We start from the raw sequence: 25,923 nt of genomic DNA, 5'->3' as shown, positions 1-25,923 counted from the left end.
AGGAGCCCTAGTGAGCGGTACCTTCCGGCGGTAGCGTGCCTGTTCGGAAATTTCACCTCGCGCTTGGCAGGGCAACGGTTTTCGTTGGAGCGCAGCGCTGCTGTGCGATTGATTGCCCCAAGACGCCCCAGTCCTGGTTGAAGCACTGGTTTTTTGCAGGAGCCAGGCTCCGCCGGGCGATCGGCGCCGCTGTTCCGCAAAATGCAGCACGCCGTTTATTGGTGTTAGGCTGCTGCGGTGTTCTTGATGTCAATATAAATAAGTGGGTTATGGTTGTGTCTGGGTAGGCGCGTTTATTGACTCGAACGTGCCGGAACGATAAGCCAACCATAGAACGCGCAGTCTAATCGCTGTTAGCTGTACAAGGATTTTCATGCCATTGAACCGTGTCACTCAATGGATTGCTGGCATTGGTCTAACAATCGTGGCTGGATTAGCAGTGGCCGTTCTTGTTGTCTATATGACACTTCCTGATTTATGTGAAAACGAGCGCCTTATTGCATCCGTATCGCCTGACGGAAAATATGAAGCAATCAGCTTTCGCCGAAATTGTGGTGCCACCACATCTTATAGTGCTCAGGTTTCAGTTATACGTGCGGGGAAGGAGTTACCAAATGAATCCGGGAGCGTATTAGTAATTCGCGATAAAGATCGGATTCCAGAGCTAGGGTGGGACGGGCCGGGTAAGCTGGTGGTTATTTATCCTTATTACGTTGATGCAAGTAGCGTGGATGAGGCGCCACATGAGATTTCTGTTGAGTACATCCGAGTACGTGAGTGAATGGCCAGCTAAGCAGGGGCTCTTGCCGGACAATTTTTTCCACCGCTTCGCGGCTCCAAAACTGCCGTAAAGCTTCGCGACAGGCCACGGCCGGGGCCTGTCGGTCACGCTCCAAGAGATGTCCGATCAACCGTGTTGCAATGGAGGAGACGTCATGGCTAGCCGAAAGATCCCGGCGGCACCAGGTTTGGGTGGAAGGGTCCGGAAGACCAGCGTTCGTCGCGAGGTTATCACTCAGAATCACGGCCCTGCTCGCACATTTGGCCCGTGCCCGCTGACCGTCCCGGCAGGACAGAACCTCTGCACCGGAGGTTCGAGCATGACCGCGCTGCTCGGCCCTGACTTGGGAGACGGTCAGCGGCGCGGGACCCCGACCAACGCCCACAGCCTGCAACCCGTGATGGGGTTGCTGAACGCCCATAGTCCCAAGGGATGGAAGGCAGGCCACCTCCTCAACGCCGAACTCGGTGGCAGCGGTTCAAGCAATGCCAACCTTACCCCGCTGACGACCGCCGCGAATAATGCCCACCGGGTGTTCGAGGGCCACATCAATCGGATGCTCCTGCTCTGCTACCAGATTGATCGGGCATATCCGGACTATAACGCTTGGTACGGCGTCCTCTATTCGGTCGCGGTGTCGCCGCTCCAGTACGCCAACGCTCCCGTTCCCGCCGACATGCACAGCTACGCTTACTCACACATTTCCCTGAATTATCGTTTCGTCAAGCTACCGAAGTTCCCAGCGGGAGGTCCACCACCCCATAATGTGCCTCCCCCGCCGAATGTGAGCACTCACGTGTCTCTTGCAGGACCGGCCGATCCGAGATTGGCGGATATCCAAGGTGTCGTTCGCCCGAATTTTGCCCCCAGCGTCAATATTGCCAACTGGGTGGTTGCGCCCGGTGGCATCCAATTCAGCGTCGAGATCCACAACGAGCCCTGATACGGCTAGGGAATGTTCATCCGTATTATGCGGCATGCACGATGATTGGTGTTATGTGGACGAGCTATACTTAATACTACCGAATTTCAATGAGTTAGGAGGAGGGTGACGTGCGGTATAACATTATTGAACGTGAATGCGTGTTCATCCAATATCAGAGTGTGCAGTCTAATCACTGTTAGCCGTCGAGGAAAGCGCATGAGCTACGATCTGAACTTTTGGAAGTATAAGAAAGATGTTTACCTTGACCATCAGTTGGTTTACGAAAGCTTGTGCGAGGGGCTGTTTGTTGACGGGCTTGAAGAGCTTCCGATAGAGAAGATGCTCGCGCGTCTGGAGCAGCTATTTGCCGATGGGTGGCATCGGCAAAGTAAGTACGACTGGGAGTCGCAGACGCGCGGCGCCTTCCAGATCTTTGCCAACAGCCAACTATTTCGCATCGACTGCTACGGCATGGAAGGAGAAGACATGAACCGCTTTATCGACCTGGGAGAGGAGTTTGGCTGCCCGCTCTACGACCCTCAGGTCGGGAGGCGTTTCGATGGCCATGGCTAACAAACGCTTCGAGTCCGACGGCCTACCCTTCTGCTGCGCTTCAGGACAGGCCGCGGCTCAAGCTCCGCGTTAAAAGGCAGTGCAGATGAGTGATGAAGAACACTATGTTGAGTGCTGTAAGCATGGGAAACAGCAAGCAACTTATGTTTGCCAGCACATAGTGCAAAGTCTCAGAGATGGGCAGCCGAAAGGGTTTTGGTCGTCAGGGGAGAGCCCGGATAATCCCCGGCCAGATTCGTGGTGCTCGGCCTGCGAAGAGGTCGTCAATCGGGTAGGTGAGTGGAATGACGAGTCGGAGTCATTCGCTGGTGTAAGTTTGTTGTGTGGCGCCTGCTACGACCTCGCAAAAGAAATGAATTTGCAAAACCAAAAGAAGTGGTGGGAATTCTGGAAGCGGTAGCTTTTAACCAGTATGTCAACGGGACCGGTGTTCCGTTGGCACTCCAAACCGACCCGTTACGTTGGCGTTAGGTGTCACATCATGTCACTGAAGCCCAGGAAAATTCTATACATCTTGCTCGGAAGTGGCAGTCTATATGCAGGCTTCCTCGCATCGATTGCGATCCTGTCCATAGCCCAAACCAGTGCCGACAGAATGGAAATTGGCGACTGGCTCGTAATGGGCCTTTTTGCAGCAAGCTTGGTTGGATTGGTTTCTGGCGGCATCACGATTTTGGCTTTACCCGTTTACAAGCTTTCCAACAAGATTCTGCTTACTGTTGGTATGACCTTCGGTTATCCCGTAGCAGTGATATTTCTATATGCTGCTTTAAGCTCTGCAAGCTCGTCTGGAGTCCTTGCAATGTGGTTATACATCGCCTTTTGTCCTATTGTTGTCAGTATCATGCTGGTGGTGGAAGTGTGGTACATTGATACCCAACAAGGCGCTCAAGCAAGGACGCGCTGACTCGCACCGTAGCCGCGCGTGCTGTTAACGTTAAGGAGCATAGATTATGGGTAAAAATTTCAAAATTAATGCTGACGAGATCAAGCCACTTGCGAAGGGGCGTGGGGCTTGTTTTGCCACCGATATGATAACAGTCGAAGGCCGACCAGTACGCTTTATGTACCGTGAGTATCCGGACAATGATGTCGATAGTGGCTGGCGGTTCATGAGTGGTTGCGAAAGTGATGAATACATGGAGAACGCTGACAATCACGGTGTTTATGACGTCAATACAATCGCCAACTACGATCCTTCGATCATACCTTTCTTGGATGCAGAAGTTGGTTCGGCATTTGAGAGGTTGCCAGGTGCTCAAGACTTCGTGTTGGTCGAGGACTGAGAGCCTTGATAAATAGGTGAGGCCGACCGGTACTACGCTGCACTTGCCGCTGGGCAAGATCAATCGACCCCAAGCGGCCTGGCCGGCAAAGGCAGTATTAGCGTTCATCCGTGTTATGCGGCATGCACGATGATTGGTGTTATGTGGACGAGCTATACTTAATACTTCCGAATTTCAATGAGTTGGGAGGAGGGTGGCGTGCAGTATAACATTATTGAACGTGAATGCGTGTTCATTCAATATCAGAGCGTGCGGTCTAATACCTGTTATGCATCCATGGAGCAGGTTTGCCGTGATTGAACGAGTATTAGCATTTTTGAGGGGCGGAACGATTGGCTTCAATAAGCCTGAGTTGCTTCTATTGGATTCAGTGATTGATGCTTTGCCCAAGGCGGAGTCTGATATATTAGGAAAACAAGTAAAGTCGGTTTCTATTGTGCAAAGGCATAATCCAGGAAGGTTAGTGGCTGCCTACTACCCGAAAAGGTCATGCGTACCATTACTACCTTATCCAGGGTGCGAATACTGCCTCGCTAAAGTGAGCTACAGATTCAACGGAACAACCAGAATAACAAATGTTGTGTTGCATGATGGCAAGTTCATGACATTTGAGAGAAATGTACCACGAAAAAATGATCGTATAGATGCAATTGTTAAGGTTTCTCTGCACCCGAGTGGCTACAAGCCAGTGGCTCAAGAAATAGATGCGGAGGAGCATGGTGGCAATGCATAACAAACGCAGGCACCGGGACAAAATTTCCGCTGCGCTCCAATTTTTCCCGTGCTGCGGGCGTTAGGCCTCAAAAATGCTATCTGTCGCGGTTCCTAAACTCGAAGTCGCGTGCGAGCTATTCGACCGCGCAATTGAACTGCACCTTCGCGGTGATTCGTATTTCACAGCACTGCATTTTGGCGCGTGCGAGGTGCCAGTCGCTGCAGGAGTCTTTGTCAAGCCTGTTTTCGATCTGACCTGCTCCCCGAATCAAGGGCCTCAACCATTATGTTTGACACCGTACTGACGCCAGGCTGACATCGGCCTATTGTGGAAAACAGTCTGTCGTGATAACGAACGCACCATGCAAAGAAACAAAAATTCAAAACGTCACGCTATCCATCGCCATGCGCGCACCAGCAGGCGGCCATTCAGGGTAGCGGGAGGGAGCAGATGCGACTGAAGCTTGGATCGGCGCTTGAAGAGTCGCTCAGCAATTACCTGACCTTTGCGGTCATCATTGCCGCCATACTGACCGTACCGCTGACGATCGCTTACTGGTTAGAAGTGGAACACTCCCTGATCACTGTCGCCGATTGGCTGATCTGGGCAGTGTTCGTGGTCGAGTATGCTTTCTACATGGCCATCTCGCAAGACCGCTGGAAAACCACAAAAGACAACTGGCTGTCGGTATTGATTATCCTGTTGTCCTTTCCACTACTTCACGAGATACTCAAGTTCACTCGGCTGATAAGACTTCTCCGCCCACTGCCGCTGCTGCGACAGTCGGCCCTGCTCCGACAGATTGAACTGTTCCGCCTGTCCAGCGTCCGCAACGCCGGCAGCAATGCAGCGATAACAGCGGCCAAGGACAAGCTGGGGAAGGAACACTGGGCTGTCCGCTTCATCGTTCGCGTCGAGTACTATCGTTCACGCCTTGTTACGGCTCTGCTGAAACTCCTGCCATTCATAAAGTCCAGCACCATTCGCAAGCGGCGTCGGGAGGAGCGCTCAAAGCGCCGGGACATGAGCGAATAGCCGGCCAACTGTCCGGTGAGTCGATATCGCGTTCATCCTCATCCTGGAATCTCTGCAACAGGCCGCCTGACTCGCCGGACAATGCCGGCAATCAGCAGCTAATAAGGGACACCCATCTACTCGATAAGGCGACGTTAATTGGTGATCCGTATTCGTCGAACGAGCGTATAACAGATCGCTCGAGTGCGCTTCGGCCCTGGCCCAGGACAGGCTTTTAGCTCCGCTCCAAGCCCGCCGCTCAGCTTCGCGTTAGCGGCGCCCTGCTGAGGCTGTAACTTCATGCGAAACGCGTTGTGGTCGATAGCGCACTCGTCGATTCCTGTTTTTCTTGCGCTGCTCGCGGGCTCGGCGTCTATCGCTGCTGCCGGCGAGAAGGGCGTGCTCTTTGTGTTCCCGCTCGCTGCTTGGGGCGTGCTTTATCTCGGGGCGCTAGGCTTCCGGTGGAGGATGTTCGCCAAAGGGCCTCGGTGGGCTTGGGGTGGAGTGGCTATCGCGACCGTGGGCCTGGCAGTGCTTTGGATGGCCAAGGTTGCGGTCCTCATCGTGCTCGGGTGGTAAACGTAATGATTTCGATGCCTGGTGCTTGATGCGGTGAAGCGAATGGAATCCAGCTAACATCAACTTATAGCCGACGGCTTCGCCGCGGCTGAGCTTCGCGCTAGGCGATGCGAAGGGAGAGTGGTTTTGGGGCAGGGCGACCGCCGGCCAGATGTCCCGGGGTCGAATGGCAGGCGTCAGCGGTCTGCTCACCAGCCCGTTACCTCGGCAGGGCATCCGGCCAAGGTATCTTAGCGAGGATGACACAATGGATCCTATCGTACTGGTCATTATCGTGATCTTGGCTGTCGCTCTGCTGGGTGGCGGCTACGGTTATCGCAGCGGCAACAACATCCTCGCCGGGGGCGGCGGCATAGTCGGGCTCATCCTGATCGTCCTCCTTGTTCTTTTCCTGTTGGGCCGTTTATAACGGTGATTGAATGCCCGTCCGGGGACGATTACGCGCAGGCTGCCGAACCAGTCGTTGCAGCAGGCGGGGCCGATAATACGGCTTGATTCTAGAGGAGACTCAGCATGGACCGGTTCACGGGCGGTTGCCTTTGCGGCAACGTCCGAATTGTGGCGTCGGGCCTCCCATACCGGGTCGGCCTTTGCCACTGTCTCGACTGCCGCAAGCATCATGGGGCCCTGTTTTACGCTTCCGCGGTGTTCCCCCAGGATGCGGTGACGATCGATGGCGAAACACGCGACTACGCCGGGCGATTTTTCTGTCCCCGCTGCGGCTCGTCCGTTTTCACACGCACCGCAGACGAAATCGAAGTGCACCTGGGATCCCTGGATGCCCCCGACCAACTGAGGCCGACCTACGAGAGCTGGATCGTCCGTCGCGAGTCCTGGTTGCCGCCGTTTCCGCTCACGAGACGATACGAGCACGATCGTGACGCCACGGGTCGCTCTGAGGAGTAGGTGGCACGAGCGGGGCGAAGGCGCCGTGACGGCTTCACGCTGATGCTGCGCACCACCCAACAGAAGGGCCCGCGAGAGATCGTGGGCCCTTTTGCTTTAGGCGGGGGAGGGGGCCAGGCGGCTCCCGACTCCTCCCGAAAGTGCTCCCACGCATGGTGATACAGCACACCGGCATGCCGTTGCTTATCCTGACACTGGGGGATCACTGCTGGAAGATATTCGGCCAGTGCTCATCGGCCGCGGCGATGTTGTCGGGAATGTTCCTTTCCCAGCGCCACTGGAACCACCTGTTGAAGTTCAGATAGAGCTTGCCGTCGACGATCTTCCACGCCTCGGGAATGGTCGCGGCGGCCTCACCGCGTGCCGCCGCCCAGGCGCACCAGCCGCCGTACTGGGGCGCATAGGCCTCGGGGTCCGCCTGGAACCGGTCGCGATGCTCGGCCGACGCGAACTGCCAGGTGGCATTGTGCCACTCCAGCTGATAGTCGGGCGAGCCCTGTACCGGCTGACCCTGGGTGAAGTAGGCCACCGGATCCGTGCCGCCGATGGCCAGGCCATCGCGGGTAAAGATGCGCCCCTCGGCGAGCGCCCCCATGGACCAAGCCAGGCCGATCATCAGGACAGCTGCCATCCACCAACCCGTACGCTTCATGGTGCACTACCTCGCGACCCGTCGCTCACGAGGGTTCTGTCGAGAAACGGTCCTCCGCCTTACAGGCGATGTTGGTCCCCTCCGCGGGCCCGGCGGCGCCGAGCCCCTGTCGACGCCACGGCGTTGACCGGCTGGCCCGGTGATCACGCGGGCCAGCGGGGGAAGGGGAGACTTACCTGCTAGACTGAATTCGAGCCTGGTGGCGCATCGGGCCCAGGTCAGCGAGGAGAGCAGATATGGGGTCCAAGGCAGAGCGGGACGTGGAGAAGGGTTACCCGAAGGCCGACTTCGTGGCCAAGCTACGGCGCCTGGCAGATGCCATCGAGAAGGGGGAACGTTTCGAGATCCAGATTGCGGGCGAGCGCATCTATGTGCCCGTCCGAGCCGAATTCACCATCGAACACGAACGCTCGGATGATGAGGAGGAAATAGAGTTCCAGCTCAAATGGAAACGTTGAAGGCTTGACTCGGGTCGCGTGCGGCTGAGCGAATGAGTACTCACTTGACGAGTCACCTATGACAACCGCTACCTGGTTTATCTTGATCGGTTCACTGCTGCTGGTAGTGGGCTTTACCTTCTCCTACCTCAAAAGCGTGCCCGCCACCTCGGCCATCGTCTATCTTCTTATCGGATTCGTTGTGGGGCCCATGGGCTTCGACTTGTTTCATTTCAATCCGCTGGAAGAGTCGGCCTTGTTGGAGCTTTTGACCGAAATCGCCGTGCTTATTTCATTGTATTGCGCCGGCGTAAAAATGCCGGCGCCGGTGACCCTGAAGCGATGGCGAATTCCCCTGCAGCTGGCGGTGGTTTCGATGGCGCTTACCGTGGGATTAGTGACGCTGTTCGGCTACTACTGGCTCGCTTTGCCCCTTGGGGCTGCCGTGTTGCTGGGTGCCGTGGTCGCACCGACCGACCCTGTACTGGCGACCGAGGTCCAGGTTCGCCATGCCGATGATACCGACGAACTACGTTTTGCATTGACCTGCGAGGCCGGAATGAACGACGGCAGCGCCTTCCCGTTCGTGATGCTCGGCCTGGGGTTGCTGGGGCTGCACGATCTTGGCGACGCCGGCTGGCGGTGGCTGGCGGTGGATGTGTTGTGGGCAAGCGGTGCAGGTGTCGGCATCGGTATCTTGGCGGGCGTTGGTGTCGGTTGGCTGGTGAACAAGATACGCACCCGCTTTGTGGACACGGCCTTTCTGGAAAGCTTCCTCGGCCTGGGGCTGATCGCGTTCGCCTACGGCATCAGCCTGTTGGTGGATGCCTGGGGCTTCTTGGCCGTTTTCAGTGCAGCGGTGGCGCTGCGCCATACCGAATTGAAACTGGCCGGCCTCAAACAGGGTTACTCGGTACCTGTTGAGACACCTCTGGAGGGTGAGCCGCAAGCCACCGCGCACGAGCACGTGAGCGAAAGCTCTCTGGAGTTCAACGAGCATCTGGAACGGCTGGCAGAAATCGTGCTGGTTCTACTGATCGGTGGCTCGCTGTACTGGGATTCCTGGAGTTGGCGGGCCGTGGGCTTCGCGGCGTTTGTGTTTCTGGTCGCCCGCCCCATCAGCGTGCATCTCGGCGTGCTGGGGAGCAGGGCACCCATGCGTATGCGCCATCTGGTGGGCTGGTTTGGCGTTCGTGGTATTGGCTCGCTGTACTATCTGATGTACGCCATCCAGCACGGGCTGCCAGAGGACGTCGCGCTGGAATTGATCCACCTGATCCTGGTGGTGGTCGCCTTGTCGATTCTGGTTCACGGGGTCAGCGTCAAGCCCACTATTGCGCGCTTTTGGCGTTCGCGGACGCCTCGGGAGTAGCTGTGATGTCACCTTGTCGCGACCGGCTGCTCCTGGCGCCGTAGTTCGAACTCCCTATGGCGGGCAGAGTGTGGACTACACTCGCAGAGAAGCACCTGGTCGCCGACCTCGACAGGGCCGGACGGAGGATATCGAGCACGGCGCGGTAAAGCGGGGAGGAACCATGGCGGAGATTGAGCGCTACGAGGTGGTCTGCATCGGCGGCGGCTCCGGTCTGACGGCCGCCTATTACGCTCAGCAGGACGGCAAGTCGGTCGCGCTGGTCGATGACCGTCCCGATCAGCTCGGCGGCACCTGCGTGAACCGCGGTTGCATCCCGACGAAGGGCTTGATTCAAGCCGCCGAGGTGATGCAGACGATCCGGCACGCCGGGGACTTCGGTATCCACCTGGATCAGTCGTCGGTTCGTGTCGATTTCCAGGCCGTGCTCGGCACGGTCCGCCGGCGGCGCGAGAACGACGCCGCTGCCGTGCGCCGCTGGGTGGAGAGCGCTTTCACCCCCTACTATGGCCAGGCACATTTCGTGGGTGACAAGCTGATCGAGATGGAGGACGGGCGCCGGCTGACCGGCGAGCGGATCTTCATCGCGGCGGGCGCACGACCCGCGATCCCGCCGATCCCCGGGCTGGCGGAGAGCGGGTTCCTCACCAACGAGTCCGTCATCTTCGACCTCACCGAGCAGCCCGAGCACCTGATCATCCTCGGCGGCGGCTACATCGGCTGCGAGTTCGCTCACTTCTTCTCCGCCCTGGGCACCCGCGTCACGGTGATCGACCACTCCGAATGCCTGCTGGCCGAAGACGACGACGTGCGGGCGCTGTTCACGCAGGAACTCGCCAAGCGGGTGGAGCTGGTGCTGCAAGCCGAGGCACGCCAGGCGCTGGTGCGCGACGGGCAGTGCGGCCTGGTCGTCGCCACCGACGACGGCGAACGGACCGTGCTCGGCGATCGGCTCCTGGTGGCCACCGGTCGGCGTCCCAACACCGATCGCCTCGCGCTGGAGCAGACGGGGGTCGAGCTCGACGACCGAGGCTTCGTGGTGGTCGACGACGGGCTTCGGACCACGCACCCCGACATCTATGCCTATGGCGACGTCATCGGGCAGGGGATGTTCAAGCACACCTCGAGCTACGAAGGTGAGCTTGCCTACCGCAACGCCCACGGTGCCTCCCTTGCTGTCGACTACACCGCCAACCCGCACGCCGTGTTCAGCAGTCCGCAGATCGGCTCGGTCGGGCTGACCGAGCGCGCCTGCCGCGACCAGGGCCTCGATTACGTGGTCGCCCGGAAGGATTACGCCGATTTCGCCAAGGGCAAGATCGTCGGTTCACCCCCGGGCTTTGCGAAACTACTGGTCGAGAAGGGCAGTGACCGGATCCTGGGCTTCCATCTGATCGGGCCCCAGGCAGCCGACCTGATTCACGAGGTGGTGGTCGCCATGAACACCCCGGGGGCCAAGGCGGAGCGAGTGCGCAACAGCATCCACGTCCACCCGACGCTCGCCGAGTTGGTCAGGCAGGTGTTCGACGCCACGGCGTAGGTGCCGGTCAGCGCCGCGTGTCCCGGCAAAGTGCGATGGACCAGAAAAAAGCCGATGTCATGGTGAGGCTAGCCCAAGCCGCATGACCGACGTAATCTCAAAATGAGGTTAGCGTTAGTGCCATATCCTGGTCATGGGCTCGGTGATTTCTCAGTGTTATTTCATGAGTAATATCAGGTAGTATCTGAGGGCATACATGTATGAATGAATTGCCTGCTTAAATGTCGGGGTGTTTGTCCCAATGTCGCCTAACCTTGTTTTAGGCGAGTCTTTCGCCGGTGCGTTTTCAATAAGGGGACAAGACAAGGGGGACAAGACCATGCGACACCCTCATGTGACACGGGATTTGACGAAGGCCATCGTGCTGGTGGCGGGGATCGGGGCCACGCTTTCCCTGGCGAGTGCGGAACCGGTCCAGATCGAAGCCACGGTGATGCCCAAGGAGGAGGTACGTCTCGACTTTGCCGATGGAAGCAAGAGATTTGTCCAGCTACTCAATCGTGAGGGCGAAGCGACCGGCAGTGGACCACTCGATGGCACCACCGTGGCGGAATACGGCATGCATGACATCGTGCCCGGCGTGGGAGGCGACGCCAACGGCTATCTGGTATTCACCGCGGGAGAAGGCGACATCGCCTACGTCAAGTGGCTATTACGTGCCGTATTCGTTCCTGGCCCCGAGGGCAAGCCATCGTTGCTCAACAGTGGCTTGTGGGAGGTCATTGGCGGTACCGGCCAGTTCGAGGGGCTCAATGGCGCGGGGAGGTTGCATATCGAATTTCCGTCACAGACCGATCGTGTCTTCGTGCTGGAAGGCGAGATGCTGTCGGCCGCAGAGGAATAGCCCGGTCATTGCATTCCGGTGACCAGGAGGCGTCACGATAGGAACGCCTCGCTGAGACCCGGACACGGCCATCTCGATGGGGACGCGGACCGCAGGCGGCGTATACCTTGAACTTTGGCGTTGTATAGGAGCGCTGACCATGAGAGCGGCAACACTCGAGGGTGCCGAGATCGATTTGACGCCGGACATGCTGACCGGTTTGAAGATGCAGCTCCAGGGGCCGCTGTTGACCCCGGACGACGCGGACTACGAGGCCTCGCGCCACCTGTGGAACGCCATGATCGACCGGCGGCCAGCGGTGGTGGTGCGCTGCCTGGGTGTCGCCGACGTGATGGCGGGCGTGCGCTTCGCCCGTGAGCACGACCTGCTGCTCTGCATCAAGGGGGGCGGCCACAACATCGCCGGGCTGGCGGTGGCCGACGGTGCGCTGATGCTCGACCTCTCGCTGATGCGCGGGGTCTGGGTCGACCGCGAACGCCGGGTGGCCCATGCCCAGGCGGGGTGTGTGCTCGGTGACGTGGATCGCGAGACCCAGGTGCATGGCCTGGCCACCGTGCTCGGCTTTATCTCGACCACCGGCATCGCCGGGCTCACCCTGGGGGGCGGCTTCGGCTACCTGAGCCGGCGCTGGGGCTATACCACGGACAATGTGCTGGGCATGGAGGTGGTCACCCCCGACGGCCAGCTGGTGCATGCCAGTGCCGACGAGCATGCCGACCTGTTCTGGGGGTTGCGTGGCGGCGGCGGCAACTTCGGCGTGGTGACCGGCTTCGACTACCAGCTGTACCCCGTCGGCCCGGAGGTGGTGGGGGGCCTGGTGGCCTGGCCCGCCAGCGAGGCGCCGGCGGTGCTCGAGCTCTATCGCCGCCTGGCCGAGCAGGCGCCGCCCGAGCTGACCCTGGTCGCCTTGCTGCGTCCGGCACCGCCGGCGCCCTGGTTGCCCAAGGAGTACCATGGCAAGCCGATCGTGGCGCTGCTCGCCTGCTACAGCGGCCAGCCGGAGGAGGGCGAGGCGGTGGTCGCGCCGATCAAGGCGTTCGGCCAGCCCATCGGCGACGTGCTGGTACGGCGACCCTATGTGCAGGTGCAGAAGCTGCTCGATGCCACCCAGCCCAAGGGGCGGCGCTACTACTGGAAGAGCGAGTACCTGCCGGGCATCGAGCCCGCGCTGTGCGACAAGGTCATCGAGCATGCCGGGCGCATCCGCTCGCCGCACTCGGCGGTGATCCTGTTCCAGCTCGGCGGCGCCCTGAACCGGTTCGACGACGACCACTCGGCCGTGGGCAACCGAGATGCGCGCTACGTGTTCAACGTGGGCGGCGCCTGGGAGCCACCGGAGGACGATGCCGCGAACATCGCCTGGGCCCGCGAGGCCTGGCACGACCTGAAGGCCTTCTCCACCGGCGGCACCTACATCAACTTCCTGACCGAGGACGAGGGCCCGGAGCGCATCGAAGCGGCTCTCGGCACGGCCTTGGGGCGGCTCGCCGAGGTCAAGCGCCGCTGGGATCCGGACAACCGCTTCCGCGTCAATCGCAACATCGCCCCCGGCTGAGCCGGCGACCGGGTCATCGCTTGCTTCGATGCGCACACATAGAACGCGCAGTCTAATCACTGTTATGCACGAGGAGGCAAAGTGTTGGATCAACCGGTACTAGAATCGGCAAGGCTTCGTCTGAGGCCTTTCGAGCTGTGTGATGCTGCGCGCGTCAGAGAACTCGCGGGAGATGAGCGTATTGCCGACGTTACGGCGCATATCCCTCATCCCTATCCCGATGGTGCAGCAGAGCGATGGATCGCTACTCACCGCAATAGCTGGGAGCGCGGTACTGGCATGATCTACGCCATGATGCTCACCGACGGCCCCCTCATCGGGGTCGTGAGCATCACGGATATCAGCAACAGTACGGGAGAGCTGGGCTACTGGGTCGGCGTTCCGTACTGGGGCCATGGCTACTGCACCGAGGCAGTTCGTGCGCTCGCCTCTTTCTCTGCCGAGTTCGAAACTCTGGCGCGCCTTCAGGCAAGGCATCTTACGCGCAACCCTGCCTCTGGTCGGGTGCTCTTGAAGGCGGGCTTTAATCACTGCGGCCGCGCTGTCACTGCCTGTGGCTACCGCCAAAAGAATGAACCTGTCGAAATCTACGAGCGTCGGGTGCATAACCATGCGCTTCAGCCGACTGCGCCGAAGCGGCACGGCGGCTGAGCTTTGCGTTATGAGCATAGAATAAGGAGGTACCAATGGCCCTGTCGTTCAAACCGCTGACCAAGGCAACTTGGCGCGATTTCGATGCGCTATTGGGGGCCTACGACGGTTGCAAGGGGTGCTGGTGCATGCACTGGCGCCTGTCATTTGCCGACTGGAAGCAGCAGCAAGGCGAGGGCAATCGCCGCGCAATGCAAGCTTACGTGGATTCCGGAGATGTACCGGGCATCCTCGCTTATGAGGAGGGGCGTCCTGTCGCTTGGTGTGGGTGTGGACCGCGTGAATGGTATCTTCGCCTCAACAAGTCACCGGTTACTAAGCCGGTAGACGATCAGCAGGTGCTATCGGTGAATTGTTTCTTCGTAGATCGCTCGGCCCGGAGAAATAATATTCAGCTCGCGCTTCTCGATGAAGTGTCTCGTTTCGCTAAGAAGCAGGGTTACAAGGTAATTGAGGGGTATCCTGTCGAACCGGGAGGCAGGCGCCTCGATTCCAGCACCTCGCTTGTCGGATTTGCGAAAGCTTTTGAAGACGCCAGCTTTCGGGAAGTGGCCCGCCGGAAGAAGGATCGGCCAGTCATGCGTAAGGATGTTTAGGCCTTGTCTGACCATCGATCGAGGACTTTTCAGACAACGCTTAAACCAGCTGCAACTCGGGCCGGATTTTCCGCTGAGGCTCCAAGTCCGGGCGGATACGCTGGCGTTTGGTGCAAGTAGAATTGGAGGGATAATGCTGCTGCTCGACCATGTGTCTATCACAGTGAAGGATCTTGATCTCTGTGAAAAATTTTACGAAGAGATCATGAAGGTTCTAGGCGCCGAGAAAATCTATGCTACGGAAAATGCCATTGGCTTCGGAAGTCGCTGTAGCGCTGCCGATGATACTCACACATATCTTACGGTGATATCATCGCCCCATGCGAGCGGAGATTCGAAGCGTCATTGGTGTTTCAAGGCAATGAACCGTGAGACCGTACTTATGTTTCATCGGATCGGCCTTCAGTTCGGCGGAATGGATAACGGTGCCCCAGGACTTCGTCCTCATTACCATGAGCACTACTTCGGTGCTTTTTTGCTCGACCCTGAAGGAAATTGCCTGGAGGCAGCCTGTCACCGGGCAGAATAGTCACCGAACAAGGCCAATGACCGCACCACCCAACAAAAGGGCCCGCGAGAGATCGTGGGCCCTTTTGCTTTAGGTGGGGGAGGGGGCTAGGCGGCTCCCGACTCCCGGAAGTGCTCCCACGCATGGTGATACAGCACACCGGCATAGCCGTTGCGCTGCATGATCTTGAGGATCTTCGCGGGATCGCGGTTATCCAGGGCCTTGTGCAATTTCGCCCGCTGCTCGTCATCGAGGGCTTCGTACCAGTGGTAGGGCTCGCCCTGTGCGTTGCCGTCCTCGGCCTTGCGCATCAGGTCCATTTCGATGCGTCCGCCATGTCGATACAGGATGTCGTAGCCCTCCTGCAGGTGGAGCGTCGGCACATCGCACGGTTTTTCAAGGCCTTCCAGCACGTTGTAGTAGTAATAGCTCAGCGGTTGCATATGGCTCCTCCAGCGGTATGCCGTTGCTCATCCCTACTAGCCTGCTTTCCTGTTCTCCATCCTGCCTGAGGCAGGGCGGCGAGCTCAAATGAAAAATGCACGCCATCCGCGCACCCGCTTCACCCTGGGCTCGCCGCCGCGCTGGCAGCGAGGAGCAGTGCCGATACGCCGCGCCACGCCAGGCCTGGTGCGCGACGACGGGCTTCGGACCAATCCGGGAAATGGCCGCGGAATTGCCGGCTGTTCTTGTCTTTGGGGTGACGGCTGGGTGGTTATTCTTCAGTCTCAGCTTCTTCCTCCTTCGCCACCGGTCGATGGGGCGCTCCGGAGCAAGGCGCTGTGGGCCGCGTGAAGCTCGCCGAGCGCAAGCGCGCCGTCGTGAACTGGAGCATCCTGGCGCCGACGCGCCTGTGGAGGTGATCGCCATGCACTGGACCAAGATCCCCGCCGATTGGTGGCGCAACGAATTCGGCGACGAGATCCACCGCTACGAGATCCTGGACGATGAGGGCCGCTGCCTGGTCGAGTACCACATCTACCACGCAGGCGAGCGTCTGCCTTGGAGCGGCAAGACCCACACGCTGGCCGAGGCCCAGCGTCGGCTGGAGCACAGTCACAGGGCGTTGAGGGCCTGATCGAGGTCGGCGATCAGGTCCTCGATGGCCTCGATGCCCACCGAGAGTCGGATCAGCCCACCCTCGATGCCGAGCCGCTCGCGGGTCTCGGCGGGCACGGAGGCGTGGGTCATGATGCCGGGATGCTCGATCAGGCTCTCCACTCCGCCCAGGCTCTCGGCCAGGGAGAACAGCCGGCAGCGCTCCAGCATGCGCCGGGCCGCCGGTTCGCCGCCACGTACCACCATCGAGAGCATGCCGCCGAAGTCGCTCATCTGGCGCTTGGCCAGGGCGTGCTGGGGGTGGCTGGCAAGGCCCGGGTAGATGACCCGCTCCACGGCGGGGTGGGCCTCGAGCCAGGCGGCCAGCGCCCGGGCGTTCTCGCAGTGCTGGCGCATGCGCAACACCAGGGTCTTCAGCCCGCGCAGGGCGAGGAAGCTGTCGAAGGGCCCGGCGATGCCGCCCACCGCGTTGTGGAGGAAGGCCAGGCGCTCGGCGAGTTCCTCATCGGCCACCACGGCGACGCCGCCGACGATATCGGAGTGGCCGCCCAGGTACTTGGTGGTGGAGTGCACCACGATGTCGAAACCGAGCTCCAGGGGGCGCTGCAGTACCGGGCTGGCGAAGGTGTTGTCCATCACGCTGATCAGGCCGTGGTCGCGGGCGAAGGCGGCGACCCGCTGCAGGTCGACGAGCTTGAGCAGCGGGTTGCTGGGCGATTCCACCCAGAGCATGCGGCTGTTGTCGTGCAGGGCGATGTCCAGCGCGTTCTCGAGGCTCAGGTCGACGAAGCCGAAGTCGAGCCCGGCGGAGCGCCGGCGGACGTTCTGGAACAGCCGGTAGGAGCCGCCGTAGAGGTCATCCATGGCGATCACATGGCTGCCGTGGTCGAGCAGCTCCAGCACGCAGGCCGTGGCCGCCATGCCCGAGGCGAAGGCGAAGCCCGCCGTGCCGCCCTCCAGGTCCGCCATGCAGCGCTCGAGCGCCAGGCGGGTGGGGTTGCCGCTGCGCGAGTATTCGAAGCCCTGGTGGTGGCCGGGGCTCGCCTGCACGTAGGTGGAGGTGGCATAGATCGGCGTCATGATGGCCCCGGTGCTCGGGTCCGGTTCCTGGCCGGCATGGATGGCCCGGGTCGCCAGCCGATGCAGCCCGTCCTGGTTTGCGTCGCTCATCCCCATCTCTCCCATTCAGTTCCGTTCAGTCGATCCGCCGCCGCAGGTAGTTGAGCAGGTCGATCCGCGTGATCAGGCCATGGAAGCAGTCGCCCTCGGTGACGATGGCCACGTGGTCCTCCTGGAACACCGCCACCAGGTCGTCCAGGCTGGCGCCGGGGGTGAGCTCCTGGAGCTGGGTGATCATCGCCTCGCGTACCGGCGCCGTGAAATGATCCACGTGGCCATACACCGCCATCAGCACGTCCGATTCGTCGATGATGCCGACCACCCGGTCGCCCTCCATCACCGGGAGCTGGGAGACATCGTAGAGCTTCATGCGCGTGTAGGCGGTGGTCAGCGGCTCGTCGGGCGCCACTACGATGGTGTCGTGCTCGGCATAGGGGTGGCGGATCAGGTCGCGCAGGTCGCCGTAGTGGTGGCGCTCGATGAAGCCCTGGTCCTCCATCCAATGCTCGTTGAACATCTTGGACAGGTACTTGTTGCCGGTGTCGCAGACGAAGGTCACCACCCGCTTGGGGTGGGTCTGGGCACGGCAGTAGCGCAGCGCCGCGGCCAGGCAGGTGCCGGTGGAAGTGCCGCCCAGGATGCCCTCGCGCCGCAGCAGCTCGCGGCCGCACAGCAGGCTCTCCCTGTCGCTCACGGTGATCGCCTGGCGCACCCGGGAGAGGTCGGCGATGGGGGGCACGAAGTCCTCGCCGATCCCCTCGATCAGCCAGCTGCCGCTCTCGGTGCTGAGCCGGCCGGTGCGCACGAACTCGGCCAGCACCGAGCCCTCGGGGTCGGCGAGGATCAGTTCCACCTCGGGGGCGGCCCGGGCGAAGCAGCGCGACAGGCCGGTGATGGTGCCGCTCGAGCCGACGCCGCACACCACGGCGTCGAGGCGATTGTCCATCTGGCTGAGGATCTCCGGGCCGGTGCCCCGTTCGTGGGCCAGGGGGTTGGCGGGGTTGCCGAACTGGTTGACGAACACCGCGCCGGGCGTCTCCCGGGCGATGGTCGCCGCCTTGTCCTGGTAGTACTCCGGGTGGCCCTTGGCCACGTCCGAGCGCGTCAGCACCACCTCGGCGCCCATGGCCTTGAGGTTGAAGATCTTCTCGCGGCTCATCTTGTCGGGGATCACCAGGATCACGCGGTAGCCCTTCTGCTGGGCCACCAGCGCCAGGGCCAGGCCGGTATTGCCGGCGGTGCCTTCGACCAGGGTGCCGCCCGGCTGGAGCTCGCCCGAGGCCTCGGCGGCCTCGATCATCGACAGCCCGATGCGGTCCTTGATCGAGCCGGTCGGGTTCAGGTGTTCCAGCTTCAGGTAGAGCTCGCAGGGGCCGGTGTCCAGGGTGGCGACCCGCACCATCGGCGTGTTGCCGATCAGGGCCATGGCATTCGCGAAAGGTTGCATCGCTGCCTCCGGAAGTGGCGCCTTCCCAACCTCAGTGTAGGCGCCCCGGTGGGTTCGGTAGCGATGTGGTGGAGCGAGTCCGCCGGCTATGCCTCCTCGCGCACCAGATCGATCAGGCTGCCGCTGCGGATCATGGCGATCTGGCGCTGGGACAGGCCGTGGTGCAGGGTGTAGTGCTCCGCCTTGGTCCGGTTGTGCAGCGTGACCTCGTCGCCGCTGTCGAGGGCGCCGAGCGGGTCGTCCAGGGCCAGTTCGTCCCCCTGGTCGATGCGCTCCAGGTCGTCGGGGTTGGCGAAGGTCAGCGGCACGACACCGAAGTTGGCGAGGTTCTGCCAGTGGATACGGCCGTAGGAGAGGGCGCAGACCGCGCGCAGCCCCAGGTAGCGGGGGGCGATGGCGGCGTGTTCGCGGCTCGAACCCTGGCCGTAGTTCCGGCCGGCGACGAGGAAGAAGCCGTCGCCGTCGAGCGCCCTGGCGCGCCGGCTGAAGTCGGGGTCGACGGCCCGGAACACGTACTCGGCGATGGCCGGGATATTGCTGCGCAGGGGCAGCACCTCGGCCCCGGCGGGCATGATCTCGTCGGTGGAGACGTCGTCACCCAGCTTCAGCAACACCGGGCCGGAGAAGCGGGCGGGAATGGGCTCGAACTCGGGCAGCGACTTGATGTTGGGCCCCTTGATCAGTTCCACCAGGCCGCTGTCCTCGGCGGGGGCGACGAGCATCTCGCGGTTGATGGCCAGCGGCTCGGGTTCCTCGAACCGGGGGTACGCCATGTCCAGATCGCGCGGATCGGTGATCCTGCCGGTCAGGGCGGAGGCGGTGGCGGTCTCCGGGCTGCACAGGAAGACCCGGTCCTCGGGGGTGCCGGAGCGGCCCGGGAAGTTGCGCGGTACGGTGCGCAGGCTGTTGCGACTGGTGGCCGGCGCCTGGCCCATGCCGATGCAGCCGTTGCAGCCGGCCTGGTGCAGGCGGGCTCCGGCGCGGATCAGCCGCGACAGGTAGCCGTGACTGGCAAGGTTCTCGAGGATCTGGCGCGACGTGGGGTTGATGTCGAAGGAGACGCCCGGCGCTATCTGGCGGCCCTCGACCATCATCGCCGGCACGGCGAAGTCGCGAAAGCCGGGATTGGCCGAGGAGCCCACGTAGGCCTGGTAGATCTCCTCGCCGGCTACCTCGCGCACCGGCTTGACGTTGCCGGGGCTGCTCGGCAGGGCGATCAGCGGCTCCAGCGTCGACAGGTCCAGGGCGACGTGTTCGTCGTAGTCGGCGCCGTCATCGGCGGTGAGCTCCTGCCAGGCGTCGCCGCGCTCCTGGCGCGCCAGGAAGCGCTTAACCTCGCCGTCGGAGGGAAACACCGAGGTCGTCGCGCCCATCTCGGTGCCCATGTTGGCGATCACGTGGCGGTCCATGGCGGAGAGGGCAGCGAGGCCGGGGCCGTAGTACTCGAAGACCTTGCCGACGCCGCCCTTGACGCCGAAGCGGCGCAGCATCTCCAGCACCACGTCCTTGGCGCTGACCCAGTCGGGCAACTCGCCGGTCACCTCCACCCCTACCACCCTGGGCATGTTGAGGTAGAGCGGTTTGCCGGCCATCGCCAGGGCCACCTCCAGGCCGCCGGCACCGATGGCGAACATGCCCAGTGCCCCGGCGGCCGGGGTGTGGCTGTCCGAGCCGACCAGGGTCTTGCCGGGCATGCCGAAGCGTTCCTGGTGGACCGGGTGGCTGACGCCGTTGCCGGCCGGGCTGAACCAGACGCCGAACTTGCGGCAGGCGCTCTGCAGGAACAGGTGGTCGTCGGGGTTCTTGAAGTCCTCCTGCAGGAGGTTGTGGTCGACGTACTGGGCCGAGAGCTCGGTGTGCACGCGGCCGACCTGCATGGCCTCGAATTCCAGCATCACCAGGGTGCCGGTGGCGTCCTGGGTCAGGGTCTGGTCGATGGCAAGCCCGATCTCCTCGCCCGGCTCCATCCTGCCTGACAGCAGGTGGGACTCGATCAGCTTGCGGGTCACGTTGAGCCGTGTCATGACGCGCTCCCGTTGCGGTTTCGCCTTCAGTCTAGCAACCTGCGGAGCCGACCACGCGGAAGGAGCTCTTATACTGAGGGTAATGGCCAAGCGCCGACACCAAGGGGAAGGAGGCCATGCGACACCTGAACGTGGCCGTGCTGCTCGGTGATCCCCGGCTGCCGTATGCCTATGCCGTCGACGGGGTGTTCGGCAGCGAGGAGCTCGAGGCGGTGAAGCGGCTGCGCACCGCCCTGGAGCGTCTCCCCGGGTATCGCTTCAGCTACCTCGACGACCATGCCGCGCTGATCGATGACCTGCGCGACCGGCCGCCGGACCTGGCGTTGAACTTCTGCGACACCGGCTTCCGTAACGACTGGGAGCTGGAGCGCGATATCCCGGCTCTGCTGGAAATCCTGGGTATCCCCTATACCGGCGCCGACCCCATGAGTATCAGCCTGACCACCGACAAGGCGCTGGTTCGGGCGCTGGCAGCGGGGCTGGGCATCGCCGTGCCCAACGAGACCTACGTCGAGCTCGCCGCCGACCCGCTGGTATTGCCGAGCATCTATCCCTGCCTGATCAAGCCCAACAGCAGTGGCGGCAGCTTCGGCATCACCCGCGACTGCGTGGTGCACGACGTCCAGGAGGCGGAGGCCTACCTGCGCTGGCTGGCCGGACAGTCTGCGGTGGCCGATGCGCTGATCCAGGACTTCCTCACCGGGGCCGAGTACACGGTCGGGCTGGTCGGCAATCCGTCGGTGGGTCTCACGGTGCTGCCGCCGCTTCAGATCGACTACGGCGCCCTCGACCCCGACCTGCCGCCGATTCTCACCTACGGCTCCAAGGCCGATCCCGACTCGCCCTACTGGGAGAAGCTGCGCTTCCGTCGCGCCGAGATCGATGACGTCAAGTGGAGCCAGCTGGTCGATCAGTCGGTGAAGCTGTTCCGCCGGCTGGGCCTGCGCGATTACGCGCGTATCGATTTCCGCGAGGGCGAGGATGGCCAGCCACGGCTGCTCGACGTCAACACCAACCCCACCTGGTCCTGGGACGGCAAGCTGGCGCTGATGGCCGAATGGGCCGGCTACCCCTATCACGAGCTGCTACGCCTGATCCTGGAAGCGGCGATCGGGCGTTACGGCCTCGATGGCCCGCCCTGACGGGGCAGCGTGCATCACCACGGCTCGCGGGTCACTTCCTCGTCCCAGTCCCGGCGGGCGAACAGCACCTCGCCCTCATAGGCCTTGAGCACGCCGCGGATGCGGAAGCGCGCGGCCGTCGCGGTGAGCTGGGTACGACACTCCAGGCGCGTGGACCAGTCGCCGCGGCGAAGGGTGGTGGTCTGCTCGACCGTCGCCTCGGCCGTTCGCGGGTCGAAGTCATGGATGCGGTAGGTCTTGGCGATGGTGTAGCCGACGATCAGGTCGATGTCCTCGAGCCGGGCGACGGCCGCATCACCGAAGTCGCCGCCGGTGGTGGCGATGCGGTAGACCGACATGCCGCTGGTCAGGTCGCGCTCCACCTGGCGACGGAAGGGGGCCACGGTCAGCGTGGTTATCTCGGGCATCGACGCGCGCTCCGGCGGCTCGAAGGGCCGCAACTCGGCATCCTCGGCACGCGGCGGCCGTACCGGCAGCTCCAGCCGGCTGGTGCCGGTGTAGAGGGTCAGGTTGACGCGCTCCGGCGCCGGCCAGATCACCGGCCAGTAGCTGGTCGCGATCGCCAGCCGGAGGGTATGGCCGGGGGCGAAGGCATAGGCGATGTCGTTGAGCTGCATCGTGATCCGATAGCGCTGACCGGGGGTGAGCGGCTCGGGATGCTCGCGGCTGTCGCGCTGTGTGAGGTTGAGGATGCCGTAGCTGACCCGCGCCGAGGCGCCGTCGGGGGCGATGTCGTTGAGGCGCACGATGACATGGGCGACCGGCTGGTCCACTGCGACTTCCAGGATGGCGAGGGGCGCACCGAGGATCTCCAGGCGCGCCGGCAGTGGATCGGAGTCGAACACCAGGGACTTGCCGTCGTCCTCGCGCTGGTCGATGGGCGACTCGCCTTCGGCGCCGAAACCGTACCAATCGCCGGCGGCCAGCCCGGTGGTTTGCGGGGAAGCGATGCGCATGCGGTCTTCGCTGTCGGGGTGTTCGCCCAGCGACAGCACGTTGAGGTAGAGGGTGCGCGGTTGCAGGCGTCCCGATGGCCAGGTTTGCTCCGCCACCCAGCGCCCGGGGCGCTCGGCGTGCATCGGCGCGGGGGGCACGTACTCCTCCATCCAGACCCGCAGCATGGGCTCGTCCATGAGTCCGCTGTCGAGCCCTTTCAGCCAGTGGTCCCACCAGCGCAGTGCCTCCTGGAAGAAACCGATCGCCGGGCCGGGCAGGGCGTCATGGGGGAAGGCATGGGACCAGGGTCCGATCAAGGCCTTGCGCGGTACCGTCAGGCCGGCCATCAGCCGCGGGATGGCGTTGACGTAGCCGTCGGCCCAGCCGCCCACCGCATACACGGGGCAAGTGACCGCGGCGAAGTCCTCGCACACCGAGCCGTGTTGCCAGTAGGCGTCGCGATGGGGATGGCGCATCCACACCAGCGGGTAGAAGGGCGCATTCTCGATCCGCTGGCGCCACTTGGCGCGCCACTCGCCGCCCACGATATCCGGGTCGGGCGGGGTGGTGGCACAGGACAGCAGCACCGAGCCCCAGCCCAGGTTCTCGTTGAGCAGGCAACCGCCCTGGTAGTGCACGTCGTCGCCGTAGCGGTCATCGGTGGAGCACATGGTGATGATGGCCTTGAGCGGCGCCGGCCGCAGGGCGGCGACCTGGAGCGCGTTGAAGCCGCCCCAGGAGATGCCCATCATGCCCACGCGACCATCGCACCAGGGTTGGGCGGCCAGCCAGTCGATGGCCTCGACGGCATCGTCGAGCTCCTGGGGCAGGTACTCGTCGAGCAGCAGCCCGTCGGAGTCGCCGCTGCCACGCAGGTCGAGCCGGATGCTGGCGTAGCCGTGACCGGCGAAGTAGCGATGCAGCGGCTCGTCGCGCAGCCGCGTGAAGTCGCGCTTGCGGTAGGGCATGTACTCCAGGATGGCCGGCACGGGATGGCGCTCGGCGTCGGTGGGTAGCCACACGCGGGCCGCCAGCCGGATGCCGTCGGCCATGGGAATCCAGACGTTTTCGATGACCCGCACCTCGCGGGGAAAGGCATGCACGATCTTCATGGCAGCACCAGCGGAAAGGCGCCGGCAGCGGCGGGGCTCGTGTTAATCATATACGATAAAGGAGCTGGCGCCGCGGTGCTGCCGGGGCGAACGCCGGAGGGACGCAGAATGCATGATGGGCAGGCGGCCGCAGTCGAGATCATCGAGAACACCTGGATCCCCATGCCCGATGGCTGTCGCCTGGCCGCCAAGCTGTGGCTGCCGGTGGACGCGGCGGATCATCCGGTGCCCGCGGTGCTCGAATACATTCCCTATCGCAAACGCGACTTCCGGGCGGTGCGCGACAGCGGGATCCATGGTTTCTTCGCTCGCCACGGTTATGCCGGGGTGCGCGTGGACCTGCGCGGTAGCGGCGACTCCGAGGGCGTGCTGCTCGACGAGTACCTGCCCCAGGAGCTCGACGACGGCGTCGAGGTGATCCGCTGGATCGCTGCCCAGCCATGGTGCGATGGTCGCGTGGGCATGCTGGGCATCTCCTGGGGCGGCTTCAACGGACTGCAGATCGCCGCCTTGCAACCCCCCGAGCTGGCCGCGGTGATCAGCGTCTGCTCCTCCGACGACCGCTACACCGACGACGTGCATTACATGGGTGGCTGCCTGCTGACCGACAACCTGTCCTGGGCATCGGTGATGCTCTCCTACAACGCCTGCCCGCCGGACCCGGCCGTCGTCGGCGAGCGCTGGCGCGAGTTGTGGTTTCAGCGTCTTCGGGGCAGTGGCCTGTGGCTCAAGCACTGGCTGGAGCACCAGCGGCGCGACGCCTTCTGGCGCCACGCCTCGGTGTGCGAGGACTTCGCGGCGATCCGCTGCCCGGTGCTGGCGGTCAGCGGCTGGGCCGACGGCTACTGCAACACGGTGTTCCGCTTGATCCGCCATCTCGAGGTGCCACGCCAGGGGCTGGTGGGGCCCTGGGGTCATAAGTACCCGCACATGGGCGGGCCCGGCCCGTCCATCGACTTCCTCGGCGAATGCCTGCGCTGGTGGGACCGCTGGCTGAAGGGCGTCGACAATGGCGTCGACGCCGAGCCGATGCTGCGCGCCTGGATGCAGGACAGCGTCTCGCCGATCAGCGACGATCGTCCCGGGCACTGGGTGGCCGAGGACGACTGGCCGAGCAAGCGCATCCGGACGCAACCCCATGCCCTGTCACCGGGCCGTCTCGAACCGGCCGGCGGGGCTGCCGGCGCTGCATCGCCGCCGCTGGTGATTCGCAGCCCCCTCAGCGTGGGGATGTTCGCCGGCAAATGGTGCAGCTACTCGGAGAGCACCGACCTGCCCACCGATCAGCGCCTCGAAGACGGCGGCTCGCTGTGCTTCGATACGGCACCGCTCGACGAGGCCGTCGAGATCCTCGGCCAGCCGGTGGTCGAGCTCGAACTGGCGGCGGACCGGCCCCAGGCGATGGTCGCCGTGCGGCTCTCGGACATCAGCCCCGAAGGCACGGTGACGCTGATCACCTTCGGTTTGCTCAACCTCAGCCATCGCGGCGGGCACGACCGGCCCGAACCGGTAGTGCCCGGCCAACGCTACCGGGTCACGGTCCGCCTCAACCACGTCGCCCAACGCTTCCCGGCCGGCAATCGCATCCGCCTGGCCGTCTCCTCGTCCTACTGGCCGCTGGCCTGGCCGTCCCCGGTCCCGGCGACCCTGACGCTCCACTGCGAAGGCTGCCGACTGCTGCTGCCGGTACGCCCGGCGCGGGCGACGGATGCCGAACTGCGTGACCTGGGCGAGCCCCGCGCCGCACCGGCACCGCCCACCACGCTGCTGGAGCCGGCCCATCGCGAATGGACGGTGCTGTTCAACCTGGCCACCAACGAGGCCAGCCTGAGGGTCATCGACAACGACGGCGCCTGGCGTCTCGATGACCTCGAGCTGGACCTCGGCTATGACGTCAGTGAATGCTACCGCTACTGCAACGACGATTACGCCACGCTCAGTGGCGAAGTGGTCAACCATCGTTCCTTCGAACGCGGCGACTGGTCCGTGGTCGTTACCACCCGCACGGAGCTCACCGCCACGCCGACACACTTCTGCGTACACGCCACCGTGGATGCCTACGAAGGTGGCGACCGGGTCTTCGCCAGCACCTGGAACGAGCGCGTGCCGCGGGACAACCTGTGATCCCCGTCACGGCCCGGGCCCTCGTG

26 protein-coding genes are annotated in these 25,923 nt (G+C 62.8%); 20 read left to right on the top strand and 6 right to left on the bottom strand.

Going from position 1 to position 25,923, the window contains the following annotated elements:
• The first annotated feature begins 373 nt into the window (after positions 1-373).
• The 9 genes from QLQ85_RS03305 (at position 374) to QLQ85_RS03265 (ending at position 6,779) form a co-directional block, all read left to right on the top strand.
• Entirely contained in the window at positions 374-781 is a 408-nt protein-coding gene (locus QLQ85_RS03305; protein ID WP_282737692.1) for a hypothetical protein, read from the top strand.
• A gap of 319 nt (positions 782-1,100) precedes the next feature.
• Positions 1,101-1,724 (top strand): hypothetical protein, encoded by a 624-nt coding sequence (locus QLQ85_RS03300; protein WP_282737691.1) that lies wholly within the window; start codon positions 1,101-1,103, stop codon positions 1,722-1,724.
• Positions 1,725-1,922: 198 nt separating this feature from the next.
• A complete protein-coding gene (locus QLQ85_RS03295) occupies positions 1,923-2,279 on the top strand; it encodes a hypothetical protein (RefSeq protein WP_282737690.1) in 357 nt (118 codons plus the stop codon).
• A 481-nt stretch (positions 2,280-2,760) separates the two neighbouring features.
• The gene (locus QLQ85_RS03290; protein WP_282737689.1) at positions 2,761-3,186 is read left to right on the top strand and encodes a hypothetical protein; all 426 of its coding nucleotides are present in this window, start codon (positions 2,761-2,763) and stop codon (positions 3,184-3,186) included.
• Positions 3,187-3,232: 46 nt separating this feature from the next.
• Complete coding sequence (locus QLQ85_RS03285) at positions 3,233-3,565, top strand: DUF2185 domain-containing protein (RefSeq protein ID WP_282737688.1); 333 nt, start codon at positions 3,233-3,235, stop codon at positions 3,563-3,565.
• Between the two features lie 292 nt (positions 3,566-3,857).
• A complete protein-coding gene (locus QLQ85_RS03280) occupies positions 3,858-4,298 on the top strand; it encodes a hypothetical protein (RefSeq protein WP_282737687.1) in 441 nt (146 codons plus the stop codon).
• 432 nt (positions 4,299-4,730) lie between these two features.
• Entirely contained in the window at positions 4,731-5,315 is a 585-nt protein-coding gene (locus tag QLQ85_RS03275; protein WP_282737686.1) for an ion transporter, read from the top strand.
• A gap of 805 nt (positions 5,316-6,120) precedes the next feature.
• A complete protein-coding gene (locus tag QLQ85_RS03270; RefSeq protein WP_282737685.1) occupies positions 6,121-6,282 on the top strand; it encodes a DUF3309 family protein in 162 nt (53 codons plus the stop codon).
• 104 nt (positions 6,283-6,386) lie between these two features.
• A complete protein-coding gene (locus QLQ85_RS03265; RefSeq protein ID WP_282737684.1) occupies positions 6,387-6,779 on the top strand; it encodes a GFA family protein in 393 nt (130 codons plus the stop codon).
• A gap of 202 nt (positions 6,780-6,981) precedes the next feature.
• On the opposite strand, the gene QLQ85_RS03260 is transcribed toward QLQ85_RS03265, so the two are convergent.
• A complete protein-coding gene (locus QLQ85_RS03260; RefSeq protein WP_282737683.1) occupies positions 6,982-7,431 on the bottom strand; it encodes a YHS domain-containing (seleno)protein in 450 nt (149 codons plus the stop codon).
• A gap of 236 nt (positions 7,432-7,667) precedes the next feature.
• Here QLQ85_RS03260 and QLQ85_RS03255 point away from each other — a divergent pair, with 236 nt between their 5' ends.
• The 8 genes from QLQ85_RS03255 to QLQ85_RS03220 all read left to right on the top strand — a co-directional run bounded on the left by QLQ85_RS03255 (position 7,668) and on the right by QLQ85_RS03220 (position 14,955).
• Positions 7,668-7,889 carry an amphi-Trp domain-containing protein gene (locus tag QLQ85_RS03255; protein WP_282721277.1) on the top strand — a complete coding sequence of 74 codons (222 nt, stop codon included), beginning with the start codon at positions 7,668-7,670 and terminating at the stop codon, positions 7,887-7,889.
• Between the two features lie 58 nt (positions 7,890-7,947).
• Positions 7,948-9,240 (top strand): cation:proton antiporter, encoded by a 1,293-nt coding sequence (locus QLQ85_RS03250; protein ID WP_282737682.1) that lies wholly within the window; start codon positions 7,948-7,950, stop codon positions 9,238-9,240.
• Between the two features lie 163 nt (positions 9,241-9,403).
• Positions 9,404-10,780, top strand: coding sequence for a dihydrolipoyl dehydrogenase family protein (locus QLQ85_RS03245; protein WP_282737681.1), 1,377 nt, complete (start codon positions 9,404-9,406; stop codon positions 10,778-10,780).
• Between the two features lie 346 nt (positions 10,781-11,126).
• Positions 11,127-11,624 (top strand): hypothetical protein, encoded by a 498-nt coding sequence (locus QLQ85_RS03240; RefSeq protein ID WP_282737680.1) that lies wholly within the window; start codon positions 11,127-11,129, stop codon positions 11,622-11,624.
• Positions 11,625-11,763: 139 nt separating this feature from the next.
• A complete protein-coding gene (locus QLQ85_RS03235; protein WP_282737679.1) occupies positions 11,764-13,179 on the top strand; it encodes an FAD-binding oxidoreductase in 1,416 nt (471 codons plus the stop codon).
• Between the two features lie 84 nt (positions 13,180-13,263).
• On the top strand, positions 13,264-13,830 hold the full coding sequence (locus tag QLQ85_RS03230; protein WP_282737678.1) for a GNAT family N-acetyltransferase: 567 nt from the start codon (positions 13,264-13,266) through the stop codon (positions 13,828-13,830).
• A gap of 35 nt (positions 13,831-13,865) precedes the next feature.
• Entirely contained in the window at positions 13,866-14,426 is a 561-nt protein-coding gene (locus QLQ85_RS03225) for a GNAT family N-acetyltransferase (protein ID WP_282737677.1), read from the top strand.
• Positions 14,427-14,559: 133 nt separating this feature from the next.
• Complete coding sequence (locus QLQ85_RS03220; protein ID WP_282737676.1) at positions 14,560-14,955, top strand: VOC family protein; 396 nt, start codon at positions 14,560-14,562, stop codon at positions 14,953-14,955.
• A gap of 86 nt (positions 14,956-15,041) precedes the next feature.
• Here QLQ85_RS03220 and QLQ85_RS03215 read toward each other — a convergent pair whose 3' ends face one another.
• On the bottom strand, positions 15,042-15,377 hold the full coding sequence (locus tag QLQ85_RS03215) for a hypothetical protein (protein ID WP_282737675.1): 336 nt from the start codon (positions 15,375-15,377) through the stop codon (positions 15,042-15,044).
• Positions 15,378-15,802: 425 nt separating this feature from the next.
• On the opposite strand from QLQ85_RS03215, the gene QLQ85_RS03210 reads away from it, so the two are divergent.
• Positions 15,803-16,012 (top strand): hypothetical protein, encoded by a 210-nt coding sequence (locus QLQ85_RS03210; protein WP_282737674.1) that lies wholly within the window; start codon positions 15,803-15,805, stop codon positions 16,010-16,012.
• Here the strand turns inward: QLQ85_RS03210 and QLQ85_RS03205 are convergent.
• From QLQ85_RS03205 to QLQ85_RS03195, 3 genes are all read right to left on the bottom strand, one after another.
• The gene (locus tag QLQ85_RS03205) at positions 15,991-17,163 is read right to left on the bottom strand and encodes a cystathionine gamma-synthase (RefSeq protein ID WP_282737673.1); all 1,173 of its coding nucleotides are present in this window, start codon (positions 17,161-17,163) and stop codon (positions 15,991-15,993) included. The two genes, QLQ85_RS03210 and QLQ85_RS03205, sit on opposite strands and share 22 nt — an antisense overlap.
• Positions 17,164-17,188: 25 nt before the next feature.
• Complete coding sequence (locus tag QLQ85_RS03200) at positions 17,189-18,559, bottom strand: cystathionine beta-synthase (RefSeq protein WP_282737672.1); 1,371 nt, start codon at positions 18,557-18,559, stop codon at positions 17,189-17,191.
• A gap of 86 nt (positions 18,560-18,645) precedes the next feature.
• Positions 18,646-20,583 (bottom strand): aconitate hydratase, encoded by a 1,938-nt coding sequence (locus tag QLQ85_RS03195; RefSeq protein WP_282737671.1) that lies wholly within the window; start codon positions 20,581-20,583, stop codon positions 18,646-18,648.
• 116 nt (positions 20,584-20,699) lie between these two features.
• Between QLQ85_RS03195 and QLQ85_RS03190 the strand changes: the two genes are divergently transcribed.
• On the top strand, positions 20,700-21,725 hold the full coding sequence (locus QLQ85_RS03190; RefSeq protein WP_282737670.1) for a D-alanine--D-alanine ligase family protein: 1,026 nt from the start codon (positions 20,700-20,702) through the stop codon (positions 21,723-21,725).
• Between the two features lie 14 nt (positions 21,726-21,739).
• Here the strand turns inward: QLQ85_RS03190 and QLQ85_RS03185 are convergent, their stop codons facing one another.
• The gene (locus QLQ85_RS03185; protein ID WP_282737669.1) at positions 21,740-23,773 is read right to left on the bottom strand and encodes a CocE/NonD family hydrolase; all 2,034 of its coding nucleotides are present in this window, start codon (positions 23,771-23,773) and stop codon (positions 21,740-21,742) included.
• A 108-nt stretch (positions 23,774-23,881) separates the two neighbouring features.
• Between QLQ85_RS03185 and QLQ85_RS03180 the strand changes: the two genes are divergently transcribed.
• Complete coding sequence (locus QLQ85_RS03180) at positions 23,882-25,897, top strand: CocE/NonD family hydrolase (RefSeq protein ID WP_282737668.1); 2,016 nt, start codon at positions 23,882-23,884, stop codon at positions 25,895-25,897.
• Positions 25,898-25,923: the final 26 nt, after the last annotated feature.

The sequence above is a fragment of the Halomonas kalidii genome (assembly GCF_030010475.1).
Lineage (GTDB): Bacteria > Pseudomonadota > Gammaproteobacteria > Pseudomonadales > Halomonadaceae > Halomonas > Halomonas heilongjiangensis.
Note: the sequence above shows the minus strand (reverse complement) of the source record. Positions and strands in the feature narration are given on the sequence as shown.

Coding starts and splice junctions, on each gene's coding strand:
- QLQ85_RS03275 (WP_282737686.1), top strand. CDS start 4,731: ATGCGACTGAAGCTTGGATCGGCGCTTGAAGAGTCGCTCAGCAATTAC.
- QLQ85_RS03225 (WP_282737677.1), top strand. CDS start 13,866: ATGGCCCTGTCGTTCAAACCGCTGACCAAGGCAACTTGGCGCGATTTC.
- QLQ85_RS03285 (WP_282737688.1), top strand. CDS start 3,233: ATGGGTAAAAATTTCAAAATTAATGCTGACGAGATCAAGCCACTTGCG.
- QLQ85_RS03185 (WP_282737669.1), bottom strand. CDS start 23,773: ATGAAGATCGTGCATGCCTTTCCCCGCGAGGTGCGGGTCATCGAAAAC.
- QLQ85_RS03305 (WP_282737692.1), top strand. CDS start 374: ATGCCATTGAACCGTGTCACTCAATGGATTGCTGGCATTGGTCTAACA.
- QLQ85_RS03295 (WP_282737690.1), top strand. CDS start 1,923: ATGAGCTACGATCTGAACTTTTGGAAGTATAAGAAAGATGTTTACCTT.
- QLQ85_RS03220 (WP_282737676.1), top strand. CDS start 14,560: ATGCTGCTGCTCGACCATGTGTCTATCACAGTGAAGGATCTTGATCTC.
- QLQ85_RS03195 (WP_282737671.1), bottom strand. CDS start 20,583: ATGACACGGCTCAACGTGACCCGCAAGCTGATCGAGTCCCACCTGCTG.
- QLQ85_RS03270 (WP_282737685.1), top strand. CDS start 6,121: ATGGATCCTATCGTACTGGTCATTATCGTGATCTTGGCTGTCGCTCTG.
- QLQ85_RS03190 (WP_282737670.1), top strand. CDS start 20,700: ATGCGACACCTGAACGTGGCCGTGCTGCTCGGTGATCCCCGGCTGCCG.
- QLQ85_RS03235 (WP_282737679.1), top strand. CDS start 11,764: ATGAGAGCGGCAACACTCGAGGGTGCCGAGATCGATTTGACGCCGGAC.
- QLQ85_RS03300 (WP_282737691.1), top strand. CDS start 1,101: ATGACCGCGCTGCTCGGCCCTGACTTGGGAGACGGTCAGCGGCGCGGG.
- QLQ85_RS03260 (WP_282737683.1), bottom strand. CDS start 7,431: ATGAAGCGTACGGGTTGGTGGATGGCAGCTGTCCTGATGATCGGCCTG.
- QLQ85_RS03250 (WP_282737682.1), top strand. CDS start 7,948: ATGACAACCGCTACCTGGTTTATCTTGATCGGTTCACTGCTGCTGGTA.
- QLQ85_RS03180 (WP_282737668.1), top strand. CDS start 23,882: ATGCATGATGGGCAGGCGGCCGCAGTCGAGATCATCGAGAACACCTGG.
- QLQ85_RS03290 (WP_282737689.1), top strand. CDS start 2,761: ATGTCACTGAAGCCCAGGAAAATTCTATACATCTTGCTCGGAAGTGGC.
- QLQ85_RS03255 (WP_282721277.1), top strand. CDS start 7,668: ATGGGGTCCAAGGCAGAGCGGGACGTGGAGAAGGGTTACCCGAAGGCC.
- QLQ85_RS03210 (WP_282737674.1), top strand. CDS start 15,803: ATGCACTGGACCAAGATCCCCGCCGATTGGTGGCGCAACGAATTCGGC.
- QLQ85_RS03200 (WP_282737672.1), bottom strand. CDS start 18,559: ATGCAACCTTTCGCGAATGCCATGGCCCTGATCGGCAACACGCCGATG.
- QLQ85_RS03205 (WP_282737673.1), bottom strand. CDS start 17,163: ATGAGCGACGCAAACCAGGACGGGCTGCATCGGCTGGCGACCCGGGCC.
- QLQ85_RS03265 (WP_282737684.1), top strand. CDS start 6,387: ATGGACCGGTTCACGGGCGGTTGCCTTTGCGGCAACGTCCGAATTGTG.
- QLQ85_RS03245 (WP_282737681.1), top strand. CDS start 9,404: ATGGCGGAGATTGAGCGCTACGAGGTGGTCTGCATCGGCGGCGGCTCC.
- QLQ85_RS03215 (WP_282737675.1), bottom strand. CDS start 15,377: ATGCAACCGCTGAGCTATTACTACTACAACGTGCTGGAAGGCCTTGAA.